General features: G+C 62.9%; 14 protein-coding genes. 10 read left to right on the top strand and 4 right to left on the bottom strand.

What is annotated here, in order from left to right; translation table 11 throughout:
* Positions 1-56: 56 nt before the first annotated feature.
* Positions 57-536 (bottom strand): RidA family protein, encoded by a 480-nt coding sequence (locus tag EKO19_RS10800; protein WP_129776429.1) that lies wholly within the window; start codon positions 534-536, stop codon positions 57-59.
* 64 nt (positions 537-600) lie between these two features.
* Here EKO19_RS10800 and EKO19_RS10795 point away from each other — a divergent pair, with 64 nt between their 5' ends.
* The 3 genes from EKO19_RS10795 to EKO19_RS10785 all read left to right on the top strand — a co-directional run bounded on the left by EKO19_RS10795 (position 601) and on the right by EKO19_RS10785 (position 2453).
* Entirely contained in the window at positions 601-1281 is a 681-nt protein-coding gene (locus tag EKO19_RS10795) for a GNAT family N-acetyltransferase (protein WP_129776428.1), read from the top strand.
* A 232-nt stretch (positions 1282-1513) separates the two neighbouring features.
* Positions 1514-2083 carry a glycine zipper 2TM domain-containing protein gene (locus EKO19_RS10790; protein ID WP_129776427.1) on the top strand — a complete coding sequence of 190 codons (570 nt, stop codon included), beginning with the start codon at positions 1514-1516 and terminating at the stop codon, positions 2081-2083.
* Between the two features lie 82 nt (positions 2084-2165).
* Positions 2166-2453: a ubiquitin carboxyl-terminal hydrolase 14 gene (locus EKO19_RS10785; protein WP_129776426.1), complete on the top strand. Its 288-nt coding sequence runs from the start codon at positions 2166-2168 to the stop codon at positions 2451-2453.
* A gap of 301 nt (positions 2454-2754) precedes the next feature.
* On the opposite strand, the gene EKO19_RS10780 is transcribed toward EKO19_RS10785, so the two are convergent.
* A complete protein-coding gene (locus EKO19_RS10780) occupies positions 2755-3633 on the bottom strand; it encodes an acyltransferase (protein WP_129776425.1) in 879 nt (292 codons plus the stop codon).
* A gap of 188 nt (positions 3634-3821) precedes the next feature.
* Here EKO19_RS10780 and EKO19_RS10775 point away from each other — a divergent pair, with 188 nt between their 5' ends.
* Positions 3822-4610 carry a DUF4159 domain-containing protein gene (locus tag EKO19_RS10775; protein ID WP_157995214.1) on the top strand — a complete coding sequence of 263 codons (789 nt, stop codon included), beginning with the start codon at positions 3822-3824 and terminating at the stop codon, positions 4608-4610.
* Positions 4611-4646: 36 nt separating this feature from the next.
* Positions 4647-5120, top strand: a complete 474-nt coding sequence (locus EKO19_RS10770) for a GNAT family N-acetyltransferase (protein ID WP_129776423.1) — start codon at positions 4647-4649, stop codon at positions 5118-5120.
* Between the two features lies 1 nt (position 5121).
* On the opposite strand, the gene EKO19_RS10765 is transcribed toward EKO19_RS10770, so the two are convergent.
* The gene (locus EKO19_RS10765) at positions 5122-6402 is read right to left on the bottom strand and encodes a fimbria/pilus outer membrane usher protein (RefSeq protein WP_129776422.1); all 1281 of its coding nucleotides are present in this window, start codon (positions 6400-6402) and stop codon (positions 5122-5124) included.
* Positions 6403-6662: 260 nt separating this feature from the next.
* Between EKO19_RS10765 and EKO19_RS10760 the strand changes: the two genes are divergently transcribed.
* From EKO19_RS10760 to EKO19_RS10740, 5 genes are all read left to right on the top strand, one after another.
* Complete coding sequence (locus EKO19_RS10760) at positions 6663-7235, top strand: RNA polymerase sigma factor (RefSeq protein ID WP_129776421.1); 573 nt, start codon at positions 6663-6665, stop codon at positions 7233-7235.
* Between the two features lie 11 nt (positions 7236-7246).
* On the top strand, positions 7247-7699 hold the full coding sequence (locus EKO19_RS10755; protein WP_129776420.1) for a hypothetical protein: 453 nt from the start codon (positions 7247-7249) through the stop codon (positions 7697-7699).
* A gap of 18 nt (positions 7700-7717) precedes the next feature.
* Positions 7718-9379, top strand: coding sequence for an RDD family protein (locus EKO19_RS10750; protein ID WP_129776419.1), 1662 nt, complete (start codon positions 7718-7720; stop codon positions 9377-9379).
* Between the two features lie 80 nt (positions 9380-9459).
* On the top strand, positions 9460-9960 hold the full coding sequence (locus tag EKO19_RS10745) for a metallophosphoesterase family protein (RefSeq protein WP_129776418.1): 501 nt from the start codon (positions 9460-9462) through the stop codon (positions 9958-9960).
* Between the two features lie 150 nt (positions 9961-10110).
* Entirely contained in the window at positions 10111-10791 is a 681-nt protein-coding gene (locus EKO19_RS10740; protein ID WP_129776417.1) for an SOS response-associated peptidase, read from the top strand.
* Positions 10792-11022: 231 nt separating this feature from the next.
* Here EKO19_RS10740 and EKO19_RS10735 read toward each other — a convergent pair whose 3' ends face one another.
* The gene (locus EKO19_RS10735; RefSeq protein ID WP_129776416.1) at positions 11023-12063 is read right to left on the bottom strand and encodes a YVTN family beta-propeller repeat protein; all 1041 of its coding nucleotides are present in this window, start codon (positions 12061-12063) and stop codon (positions 11023-11025) included.
* Between the last annotated feature and the right edge of the window lie 18 nt (positions 12064-12081).

Here is a 12081-nt window from a genome sequence, read left to right as displayed (position 1 = left end):
GGCGAGCCCGGTGCCGGGAGGAGGTAACCCACCTCGGCGACGCGGTCCACACAAACTCAGCGTCCTCTCTTCTGAGGAAGGTACGCGACACACTCCAGCTCGACGCGAGCATTCATCGCCAGGCCGTTAGCTCCCAGTGCGCTGCGCGCCGGAAACGGCTTCTTGAAAACCTCACGATAAATATTGTTGAACGTGGCCCACTCACCGATGTCCGCCAGGAACACCGTGCACTTCACCACGTCGCTCAACGTCGCGCCGTTTGCTTCGAGCACGCGCTTCACATTGGCCAGCACCTGACGCGACTCCGGCTCGATGCCGCCCGGCGGCAGCTTGGCGGTGGCGGGGTCTTCGCCGATCTGACCGGACAGGAACAGAAAGTCGCCGGCATGCACCGCTTCCGAAAACGGCCGGTCCAACTGCACCGCACGCGGTGAATTCAGGAACTGCGGTTTCTCGGCCGCGCCGCTGCTCGCGGTGGCCAGCAGCGACAGCGCGCCGACGAGCGTGCCCAACCCAACCCGATTGCGAATCAGCATAGGTGTCCTTCCGGTATTCTGGTTCGTGGTCCCAACAGCTTAGCGCTTCGGATAAAATTGTGGCATGTCGGACGCACTGAACAACCCCATCTGGTCCGCCCTGGCCAGCGCCCAAGCGCACTTCGCCATCGGCGGGCCCATCGCCAAACGCTACCCGGCCGAAGTCGCCCCGTTCATCGCTGCGCCCGAGCCCACTGCCGCGGCCGCCGAAGCGCTGGCCGATCTGGTCTCGCCGGGCGAGATCGTCAACATCGTCAGCGTCACGCCCAAGCTCGATAAGGGCTGGGAACTGCTCGCCACCGGCAACATCGTGCAGATGGTCTGGCGCGACGACGCGCCCACGCCCCAGGAGGACTCAACCGACATCACGCCCATCACCGACGCCGACACGCCCGACATGATGGCGCTCACCGCGCTGGTGTTCCCGGGTTACTTCCGTCGCCGCACACCCGAGATGGGGGAGTACTTCGCCATCCGGCAAGAACGGAAATTCGCCGCGATGGCCGGCGAGCGCATGAAAGTGTCCGGCTATGAAGAGATCAGCGCCGTCTGCACTCATCCTGATTTCACGGGACGAGGTTACGCCGCGCGCCTGATCAATCATCTCGTCGCGAGACAACTCGAGCGCGGCATCGTGCCCTTCCTGCATGTCAACGAAACAAATGCTCGCGCACGGGCTTTGTATGCTCGTCTCGGCTTCTTCGACCGGGCGCTCCTGCCCTTGTGGTTACTGAAGCGCGTTTAGATGCCGGCGAATTCCTCGAAGAACGATTCCGTCTTCGCGGCCCCGAAGACCAGGGTTCACCGTCGGCTTCCGTCTCGCCGAGTCAGTGCGCAACCCGTAAAAGCCGCGACTGCGAAGCGGATCACACACTTTTGATTGCCTTGTCAACGTTTGGCGACAGCATGGTTGCGCCGGACGGGATTGATATCATGTGCCCCTGGCCTACTACTCCTACAAGCGTCCGGGGCGTTCCATGTGCAATCGATTACTCAAGACAACTGTCGCTGCATTGCTGTGCGCGTCCGTTCTTGCCGCCACGCCGGCGTTGAGCGATCCGCCGGATCACGCGAAGGCGTATGGCTGGCGCAAGAAACACGATTCACGCTATGTCGGCTACACGGGCCGCGAATGGGATCGTGACTACGGCGTGCGTGAAGGCTCGTGCAATCGCAAGACCATCGGCACCGTCGTCGGCGCGGTGGCCGGCGGTGCGATCGGATCGCAGATTGGCGAAGGCGACGCGCGCACGGTCGCCATCATCGCGGGAGCGGTGCTCGGCGGCCTGATCGGTCGCGAGATCGGCGAAGATCTCGATGAGGCGGACCGTGGCTGCTTCGGCCACGCACTCGAACTGGCCGATCCCGGTCGCCCGGTGCATTGGATCAACGATCGCACGCACGTCGACTACGTGCTCACGCCGCTGCGCTCCGACGATTCGAAGAGCTGTCGCAAGTTCAAGTTGCAGGCCACGTCGGGCAAGAAGAGCAAGACGTCCGAAGGCCGCGCCTGCCGTGACGGCGATGGCATCTGGAGAATCGGCTGACAAAACAGCACGCGCGTACTCCGCCGCAGTTGTCAGGTCCGCTGGCGTGCAGTATCAATAGCGACTCATTGGGAGACGCTGCATGTCATGCGAACACATCGGCCACATCAAGCCATTGCCGCCGAAGACGCCGCAAGGGTGTGAGGAGTGCCTGAAGTCGGGTGGCCGATGGGTGCATCTGCGCTTGTGCCTGACCTGCGGTCACGTGGGCTGTTGCGACAGCTCACCCAATCGGCACGCGACCAAGCACTTTCACGCCACTCAACATCCGGTGATGGCGTCGTACGAACCGGACGAGCGCTGGGCCTGGTGTTTCGTCGACGAAGAGGCGGTGGATATCCCGCGAGAGGTGCTGAAATACCTGCGCTAGGGCCTGTTAACACTCATTGGATGGGCTGCGACGAGCTATTGCGGTTCAGGGCTAGGCGGGACGAGCGCCGTGTGCTCTCTGCACATAAGGGAGGAGCAACGACGTCCTGAACCGCAATAGCTCGTCCCATCTAAGGATATTTATTCATTAAACGGGTTGCGCCTCCCGATTCTCATGAAACATGGGCCTGCCGCTGCGTTACAAAGCTTGCCCTCGCTACGCGAGGGCTGCGCTTTGCGCCTTGCTGCAGGCGATTGGAGGCGCAACGCAGCCCATCCAATGAGTGTTAACAGGCCCTAGATTACGCGGCGCGCTGCTGCGTGATGAGCTGGTCCTTTTCCAGCCACAGGCCGTTCAACCAGTTCTGGACGCGCTCGCGAAACGCCGGATCGTTTTGATAATCGCCGCCGAGCAGCTCGGCGGGAATCGCCCGCTCGCGAATATTCACGCGCACCTCGCGCACACGGTTCGCGAACAGATCGAGCATGGTCGGACGGCCATCGGGATAGACGATGGTCACATCCAGAATCGAATGCAGCGCGCGCCCCATCGCGTCCAGTACGAAGGCGATGCCGCCCGCCTTGGGCTTGAGCAGATTCGTGAACGGCGAGGCCTGCTGTTCATGTTTGGCGCGCGTGAAGCGGGTGCCTTCGACAAAGTTCATCACCGACACCGGAATGTGCATGAACTTGGCGCACGCCCGCCGGGTCGCGGCGATATCCCGCCCCGCCAGCTCCGGCCGTTTCTCCAGCTGCTGCCGCGAGTAGCGTTTCATGAAGGGAAAATCGAGCGCCCACCACGCCAGCCCGAGCAGCGGCACCCAGAACAGCTGACTCTTCAGGAAGAAACGGAGCAAAGGCACGCGCCGATTCAGTGCGGCCTGTAAAACCGGGATGTCGACCCAGGTCTGATGATTCGCCATCACCAGGTAATGGCCGTCGGGCCGCAGCCGGGCGTCGATGTCGAACACGAAACGGGTGCGGGTGAAGCGGCGAATCAGGGTGGTGTTGATGCCGATCCAGCTGGCCGCGATCGCCATGAGCAGCCGGTCGCACGCGCGCCGGATAGGGCGCAGGGGCAGAATGGCTTTCACCACCGCCACTACCAGCAGCGGCGGTACATGGATCAGGCTGTTCGTGGCCAGCAGCAGCGCACCGAACGTGATTCGTAACCAGCTCATCGCGAGACTCTGTCGCCTCGGGGTCGAGGCGCGCGCAGCATACTGAAGATAGACCGATGTGGCGATTTTGCTGGACAGGATGTCCGCATGCAGCGGGCACATGGACGTGCAGGAGTCGCGCCCGAGGCCGTAGTCCCGGCCGGAGGCCCCCATTGCAAGCGGGGAAAGTTGATGCCATGGTGCCTCGCATGAGCCGCAGTTCGCCGCCCTCCCTGCTTCGGCGTGCCCTCGACCGGGTGACCTGGCGGCTGGTCGCGCTCATCGCGATTCCCTTCGCCGTGCTGGCCTCGGACACCACCGCGAACGGTCCGGCCGGGCCGAATCCCGAGTTCCAGTTCATACGATTGCAATACACCGGCACCAGCCTGTTCGGTGGCCGGGAGCGCTGGTTGACCGACTTTCCCGAAGCCGAGCAACACCTGATCCGCGGCATCCGGCGGCTCACACGCATCGACATCGCCGAGGAGAGCAGGAACCTCAGCATCATGGACGACGCGCTGTTCGACTATCCCTGGATCTACGCAGTGGAAGTCGGCCATTGGATGCTGTCCGACGAAGAGGCCGCGCGGCTGCGCGAATATTTGTTACGCGGTGGCTTCCTGATGGTCGACGATTTTCATGGCACCCTGGAGTGGGCCACGTTCATTCAGGGCATGCACCAGATTTTTCCCGATCGCGCCATCGTCGACATTCCCCCCGACGATGGCGTGTTCCACGTCGCGTACGACATCAACGAACATGTGCAGATCCCCGGCATTCAATCGTTGTACAGCGGCCGCAATTACGAGAAGGACGGCTTCACGCCGCACTGGCGCGGCATTTACGACGATGACGGCCGCTTGATGGTGGTCATCAATTTCAACATGGACCTCGGCGATGCCTGGGAGCATGCCGACGTACCCGAATACTCGCTGCTCTATACGAATCGCGCTTACAAATACGCGATCGACTATATTCTCTACGCGATGACGCATTAGAGCGTCCGTCTTCCCCTTCATACAGGCGCGTGCGCGATGGACATCAATTGGCAGTGGCGCCGCTACGCCGAGCTTTCGCCGTTGCAGATTCACACGATCTTCGCCGCCAGGCAGGCGGTGTTCATCGTCGAGCAGGCGTGTGCGTATCCCGACATCGACGACAAGGATCTGCAGGCGCTGCACCTGGCCGGCTGGGCGGGCGCTCAGCTCGCGGCGTATTTGCGGTTGCTGGCACCGGGCGTGAGTTATCCCGACGAGCCTTCGCTGGGCAGGATCATCACGACCAGGCTGGCCCGGGGCGGCGGCGTCGGCCGGGAGCTCGTCGCTCGCGGCCTGGAAAAGATCCATGAGCTGTATCCGACCCTGCCGACACGCATCGGCGCGCAGGCACACTTGCACAAGTTCTATGGATCGTTTGGATTCGTGCAAGCGTCGGAGCCGTACGACGAGGACGGCATCATGCACATCGAGATGCTACGAGCCGCGGGACCGGTCGCCCCGCGAGCTTGAATCAATTGATTTGATCGGAAGAAATCTGCGGCAGCTGCAGATTCAGCTCTTCGAGATCGTCCACCGCCGGACGCAACATCGGCTTGAGCGCACCGAACGGCCGCTTGTAAGAAATAAACACCGACGAACCGAAGTTGTCTTCGAGCGAATGACCGGCGCTCATCGACATCGTGCCGCGCCCCACGCCCATGCTCTGTTTCACCGCGATGAGATTGGTACGCTCGCGCGCCCACGTTGTTTGAGTCGCGTACGCGACCGACAAATTCGAACGTTCGGCAACATTCACGCCGACGCTGGCCAGATCACGCTGCATGACAGGATCGTTCAACGACATGCTGCCGATGTCACGAAACTCGCGGCTCTGGAACCGTGAGCGGACCATCAGGTTGAACATCGAGTTGGTGTGCTCGAAACCGACCTTCGACATCCAGCCCGAGCCGCCACCCACCGCGTTGCTCTGAGCGAAGGCGACCGACGCGGTGCCGACCGAACCGATACGACGCGCGACACCGAAACCCAGAGCGCCGACTTCATCGGCCAGATACTCGCCGTGCGCTTCGACAGTGAAGCCCATCGGCGCGCCACACGTGACGGTCGTGTTCGCAAACGTCGAGCCGTAGGAATTGCTGGTGAGCGCATAGTTCTCGCGCACTTTGCCGAAGCCCACCGAGAAGTCCGAGCAGCCGCGCTCGACGAGGCGCGTGCGCGCGATCATCGGCGCCGAGACGGATTCGGAGTGACCCAGCGCATCGCGCACGGCCAGGTTCCAGCCCTGCCCGCCCGAAGGCAGGGAACGATTCACTGACAGGCTCTGCTGGCTCAATCCGGAGTCAGCCGGACCCGCCGAGGCGAACAGCGCGTCGGCGACGGTGGGCAGCACCGCCATGCCACTGCTGGCCAGCTTGCTGGAATCGATCACGTCATCCCGCGTAGCGGATTTGGTGCCGAACTGCATGCCGCCGTAGCGGACCGAAGTGCCCCACATGCCCACGCTGCTGACAGAATCGCCGACGCGCAGGCTTTCGTCGCCCCGTTGTTGGGTATACGACGACTGCAGACGGGTCAGGGTATTGGCGGTGGCGTTGGGGTCGAGCGAGGCGGCGAAGCTGTAATCGACCTTGCCGGCGTCGCTCAGCACCTGGGCGTTGACGGACGAATACGCGGGATTCAGCGAGGTCGCGCGAACCGCCACGGTCTCCGGCTCGCTGACTTGGGGCACGGCGCAGGCGGTGAGCGCCAGCGCGGGACCCAGGATGAGGATGGTCCGTATCGTCGAAGTCATCAGCTCAACAAACTCAACTGCAGCCGGGCCCCGCCTTGGTCGGCGACACCATGGGTGGTCTGGTGGGCGGCATTGCCCTGAAGCGAGCTGAAAGTGTAAGCAACCCAGCTGCCCCTGACCATAAGTCAGCCCCTGTAAGTGTGCGTATTACGTCGCATTTTCAGGGTAAAGCGACTAGTGTTCCGGGGCCCGGAATCCTGGCAACAAAGCTGTAACTTCCCCTCCAGCGCGGTGTTCTCAAGCTAAACGACGACATCACCGTGGCCAGCCAACCCCCGGACACCCCAGAGCGCCAGGACGACTTCGCAAGCTTCATGCGTGCCTATCAGGACATGGTCTATTCCACCGCCGCGCGGATCACGGGCCGCGACGGCCCGGCGGAGGACATTGCCCAGCAGGTGTTCCTGAAGGCTTACGAGAATTTCGCCCAGTTGAGCACCAGCCCGGCCGCCGGCGGCTGGCTCAAGACCGTGGCCCGCAACCTGGCTCTGAATCATGCCACCCGCTATCGCCGTCGCTGGCGGTTCTTTTCCGAGATGCGCAGCGCCGATGACGACGATGCGGAGATGGAGATTCCGCAGCCCGAGGGCGAGGTTGCCGGCATCGATCTGGATGCGGAGACGCGCCGGGCCATCGTGGCCGAGGCCCTGCAGAAATTGCCCGATCATCGCCGGCTGCCGCTGGTGCTGTATCACTTCGAAGAGATGTCTTATGACGAGATTGCACAGCAGCTCAAGATTTCGTTGCCCAAAGTGAAAATCGACATCATGCGGGCGCGCGGCGCGCTCGCGAAGATCCTCGCCGCCCGCGGTCTGACGGCGGAATGTTTCTAGAGGCCGCCACCATGAACACCCCCTTCAATCCGAACGAACCGCAGCTCGAGCGTTTCATCGACCAGGCATTGCGCGATCAGCCTCTGCGTCGCGCGCCGGCCGATCTCGAATCCAAAGTGATGGCGGAGATCGCGCGTCGCGCGGCCGCCCCATGGTGGCAAGGCAGTTTCTCGGGCTGGCCGGTCGCGGCGCGCCTGCTGTTCATCGTCGCGTCCGCCGGCCTCATCACGCTGGTGTTGAAAGCGTCGGCGCTGATCATCGATCCGATCCATCCGGGGGCGCGCAGCGCTGCGTTGCTCGCCGATGTGGCGTGGATTCCTTCCTTGTTCATGACCATTGGCCAGGTCCTGCGCGACCTGTCGTCGTTCTGGGTTTATGTCGGCGCGGCCATTCTCGGCGCGCTGTATCTAACGTTGTTCGGGGTCAGCGCCGCTGCCTACCGGACGTTGTATGCGGCCCGCTGAGGACGCGTGGTGTTTCGTATGAGACGTTTGTTACAAAGTTTTTTCGCGATCGCGGTGCTCGCCGGCCTCGGCGGTACTCCACATGCGGTCGCACAGGAAGTCCCAGCCCCGCCGTCGCCTCCAGTCGAGGTGGAACGGAATGAGGATCTGGAGCGCGGCATCCAGCGCGAGCTGGAAAAGGCCGAGCGCGAGATCGAACGCGCCCAGCGCGCAGCCGAACGCGCCGCCGACCGGGCCGCACGGCGCATGGACGGCGGCAAAGACAGAGTCATCGTCAACATCGGCGACAACTCATCGCTGGTGGCCGGTGAATACGCGGACGCAGTGATCTCGGTATTCGGCTCAGCCACTTCCGCCGGCGAAGTCGGCGAAGCGGTCGTGGCCATCGGCGGCAACGCCTCCGCGACCGGCCCGGTCGGCGAAGGCGTCGTGGCGTTGTTCGGCAATGTGTATGTGGACAGCGAAGTGGGCCAGGACGTGGTCGCGATCTTCGGCAACGTGCAGCTCGGCCCGCATGCCATCGTCAATGGCGAAACGGTTTCGGTCGGCGGCGCAATCACCCGCGATCCGGCCTCGAAGGTTCACGGCGGACAGCAGCAGATCGCGTTCGGCAAAAGCTTCGGCGACATGAAGTGGCTGAGGGCGTGGTTCGAGAACTGCTTGCTCTACGGCCGGCCGCTGGCGTTCGATTCGAGCGTGACGTGGGCATGGTGGCTGGCGTTCGGCTTCCTGGGCTTGTATGTACTGCTGGCGGTGATGTTCGACGGCACCGTGCAACGTTGTGTCAACACGCTGGAAGAACGACCCGGCGAATCGACCATCGCGACCATTCTCGCCGTCCTGCTGTCGCCGATTCTGATCATCCTCACGCTGATCACCGTCATCGGCGCGGCGCTGGTGCCGTTCCTGGTGCTGGGCTTGTTCTGTGCGGCGGTCTTCGGCAAAACGGTCGTGCTCGCCGCGATCGGACGCCGCATCACTCGCTTCACGGGCATCGACGCGTTCGGTCATCTCGCGGTCGCCACGCTGATCGGCGGGTTGATCGTGCTCCTGCTGTACACGGTGCCGGTGATCGGGTTCATCGTGTCGAATATCGTCGGTGCGCTTGGCTTTGGTGTCGTCGTGTACACGCTGCTCCTGGCGCAGCGTTCGCGATCGGCGGCTGCAGCTGCCGCCGCGTCACCGGCTCCAGTGACCGCTGCGCCCGATGCGACGATCGAATCGGCTGGCCTCGCTGGCGATGGCAGCACCGTGCCACCGCTCTCTCCTCCGCCGGCGACCCCGAGCAACATCGAGCTCAACACGCTGCCGCGCGCGGGCTTCTGGATTCGCATGGGCGCGCTGGCCCTCGACACGCTGATCGTCGCCATCGTCGTGAACTGGCTGGAACCGACCGGTCATCTGTTCCTGGTCGCGCTCGCCGGTTACGGCGCGCTGATGTGGAAACTGAAAGGCACGACCATCGGCGGCATCGTCTGCAATCTGCGTGTGGTACGCACCGACGGCCGGGACATCGAGTGGGAAACCGCCATCGTGCGCGCGCTCGGTTGTTTTCTGTCGCTGATCCCGGCCGGCCTGGGCTTCATCTGGATGGTGTTCGACAACGGTCGGCAGACCTGGCACGACAAGATCGCCGGCACCGTGGTGGTGCGAGTGCCCAAGAACACGCCGCTGGTCTGATCTGAGAATTTCCTCAGCTAGCGGCGTCGGCGCGGCGACGCTACAGTTGCGGGTCCGTCGCCGCTCATGCTGAACAGTCAATGGAACCCGCGCTCCCTTCCGACACGCCCGAGCAAACCGTCATCGGCGTGCTCTCCGATACTCACGGCCTGCTGCGCCCCGAAGCGCTGAAGCACCTGAACGGTGTCGACCGCATCATTCATGCGGGCGACATCGGCGCACCGAACGTGCTGGAGAAATTGCAGACCCTGGCGCCGGTCGACGCCGTTCGCGGCAACAACGACAAGGGCGCGTGGGCCGAGGCGATTCCTGAAACATTGTTCCTCGAAATTCGCGGGCACCAGATTCATGTGCTGCACGACCTGAATCAGATCGACTTGAGCCCGTCGGCCGCGGGCATGTCGGTGGTGATCAGCGGTCATTCGCACAAGCCCGTCGTGGAAGAACGCGAAGGCGTGTTGTTCATCAACCCCGGCAGCCTCGGGCCGCGTCGTTTTCGACTGCCCATCGCGCTGGCGAAGTTGTATGTCACCGCCGAATCGGTGCGCGCCGAGATCATCGAGCTGCGCCTTCCTGGCTGAACGGAGCGCTGCTCTGTTCGTGCGCGGCGCCATGTCAGTTTCAATATCGCCGGCGGTATTGCGCGGCGCTGCTGAACACTATTACGGACGCAACGGAATCTGCGCGACGTCACATTCCCAACGCCCGATGGCTCTTATGCTCGAAAACTCATGTGCGAACGATTCGTCATAGCTGCTCAGACAGCGGTGGAACGCGAGTTCCCCTTGCTGCATGCGTGGTGGCGATTCGAACCTAGCTTCAACGTTTCCACCCGCAACAACGTACCGATCGTGCGTCTGCACGACGGCGAGAGCGAGGGCGTGATGATGCGCTGGGGACTGGTGCCCGACTGGGCGGAAGGCGATGAGAAAAAAGCCTGCACGACGCACGCGTCGGCCGATGAGCTCGATCGGAACAAGGCGTTCAGCGGCGCGTGGTGGAGAAGTCAGCGCTGCATTCTGCCCCTGTCCGGGTTCTATGGCTGGCAGCTTACCCCTCAACAGTATTTGCAGCCGTACTTTGCCCGGCTGGTGAATCGTTCAGTGTTCGGCGTCGCTGCGATTTGGGACCGGACGATCAATAAGGATGAGGACGACGTCGTTGACGGCTGCGCGGTGGTGACGGTGCCGCCCAATGATTTATTGGCCGACGTTCACAATACGGCGCAGCGGATGCCGGCGATTCTGCACAGAGATGAATACGAGCCGTGGCTGCGGGGCTCGACGGCGCGAGCTCGATCGCTGCTGAAAACATATCCGCAAGACAGGATGGTCGCGCACGCGGTGAGCCCGCGCGTCAACTCACTCAAATACGATGATGAGGAGTTGATCAAGCCGGTGCTGTTCGGCTGAGCCGAACGGCGCGACCGGCCTTCGGCCGGTGCGCCTGTTGATTGGTTCATTCCCGGCTGAGCGGCGCTCCCGGCTTCGCCGGTGCGCCTCTCCCCTTCGGTTTGCCAAGCGGCCCAGGTCCGGCTCGTTAAATCGTGGCGGTCCGATTGCTAAATCGTGGCCTCAGTGGCCAAGTCGCCTGCGCTCCAGCCGCTGAGCCTCCAGCGTCGCGACTCTTGACGTAGCGATCGGCTAGTTCTTGATCGTCAGCGACGTATAGCCCAACCCGTCCGGCTCGCGACCGGCCTTCAATCGATCGACGATCTTCAACGTGTTCAGATCGATCACGGTCACCGTGTCAAAGTTCGTGTTGGCCACGAACGCCACCGCCAACGACTCCGGCATCAGAATGCCGACCGGCACCGGGCCGGTGCCGAACTGAGACGCCATCCGTTTCGTATCGTCCCGGGGTAGCTTCTCGCCTTCCTTCTGCATCGGAATCGTCGCGAGCTGCTTCTTGGTCACCGTATCGAACACCGCGACATCGCCCGACACCGCATTGGACACCAGCGCTCGCGTCCCGTCCGGTGTGAACTTCACGCGGATCGGCATCTTGCCCGGCTCGAGCGTCGCCGTGATCTTCAACGTCGCGGGATCGACGATGGACACCGTGTTGGCCTCGCGATTCGTCACCCACACCTCACTGCCGTCCGGCGCGACAGCGATGCCCTCAGCACCTTTGCCCGTGACGACATCCGTGACGCGCTGATGAGTCGAGAGATCGATCACCGTCGATGAGCCCGAGCCGATGTTCGCCGTGAATGCGCGCCGATGTTTGGAACTGACGGCGACCATGTGCGTACCGGCCTGATCGGTCGCGATGGCATGTTTCACCTTGCCATCGTTCACGCCGACCACGAGCACCGCCTTGCTCGCTTCGACAGTGACAGCGACTTCATCGCCCTGCAGCCAGACGATGCCGTGCGGACGGCTGTAAGTGCCGAGGTCGATGGTTCGCACTACTTTCTTGCCGGGCACATCGACGACCGTCAACGTTTTGCCGGGATTGGTGTTGTCGCCGTAATTGGTGACCACGGCGGTCTTGCCATCTTTCGAGATGGCGACTTCATGCGGCCCATCCCCGGTCGGCAAAGTGGCTTTGACCTGGTTGTCCGCCAGATCGATGAACGACACCGTGTCGTCGGACTTGTTGAGCACCAGCAACGTGCCCGACGACGCGGCGCTGGCGGCGCCGCTGACAGCCATCAACACCAACCAGCCCAATTGTTTCATGTGGGTTCCCGTGAGCTC

The sequence above is a fragment of the Peristeroidobacter soli genome (genome assembly GCF_004138485.1).
GTDB classification, from domain to species: domain Bacteria; phylum Pseudomonadota; class Gammaproteobacteria; order Steroidobacterales; family Steroidobacteraceae; genus Steroidobacter; species Steroidobacter soli.
Note: the sequence above shows the minus strand (reverse complement) of the source record. Positions and strands in the feature narration are given on the sequence as shown.

Excerpts from the sequence above, each read along its gene's own strand:
- EKO19_RS10800 (WP_129776429.1), bottom strand. The coding sequence starts at position 536 with ATGCTGATTCGCAATCGGGTTGGGTTGGGCACGCTCGTCGGCGCGCTG.
- EKO19_RS10795 (WP_129776428.1), top strand. The coding sequence starts at position 601 with ATGTCGGACGCACTGAACAACCCCATCTGGTCCGCCCTGGCCAGCGCC.
- EKO19_RS10790 (WP_129776427.1), top strand. The coding sequence starts at position 1,514 with ATGTGCAATCGATTACTCAAGACAACTGTCGCTGCATTGCTGTGCGCG.
- EKO19_RS10785 (WP_129776426.1), top strand. The coding sequence starts at position 2,166 with ATGTCATGCGAACACATCGGCCACATCAAGCCATTGCCGCCGAAGACG.
- EKO19_RS10780 (WP_129776425.1), bottom strand. The coding sequence starts at position 3,633 with ATGAGCTGGTTACGAATCACGTTCGGTGCGCTGCTGCTGGCCACGAAC.
- EKO19_RS10775 (WP_157995214.1), top strand. The coding sequence starts at position 3,822 with ATGAGCCGCAGTTCGCCGCCCTCCCTGCTTCGGCGTGCCCTCGACCGG.
- EKO19_RS10770 (WP_129776423.1), top strand. The coding sequence starts at position 4,647 with ATGGACATCAATTGGCAGTGGCGCCGCTACGCCGAGCTTTCGCCGTTG.
- EKO19_RS10765 (WP_129776422.1), bottom strand. The coding sequence starts at position 6,402 with ATGACTTCGACGATACGGACCATCCTCATCCTGGGTCCCGCGCTGGCG.
- EKO19_RS10755 (WP_129776420.1), top strand. The coding sequence starts at position 7,247 with ATGAACACCCCCTTCAATCCGAACGAACCGCAGCTCGAGCGTTTCATC.
- EKO19_RS10750 (WP_129776419.1), top strand. The coding sequence starts at position 7,718 with ATGAGACGTTTGTTACAAAGTTTTTTCGCGATCGCGGTGCTCGCCGGC.
- EKO19_RS10745 (WP_129776418.1), top strand. The coding sequence starts at position 9,460 with ATGGAACCCGCGCTCCCTTCCGACACGCCCGAGCAAACCGTCATCGGC.
- EKO19_RS10740 (WP_129776417.1), top strand. The coding sequence starts at position 10,111 with ATGTGCGAACGATTCGTCATAGCTGCTCAGACAGCGGTGGAACGCGAG.
- EKO19_RS10735 (WP_129776416.1), bottom strand. The coding sequence starts at position 12,063 with ATGAAACAATTGGGCTGGTTGGTGTTGATGGCTGTCAGCGGCGCCGCC.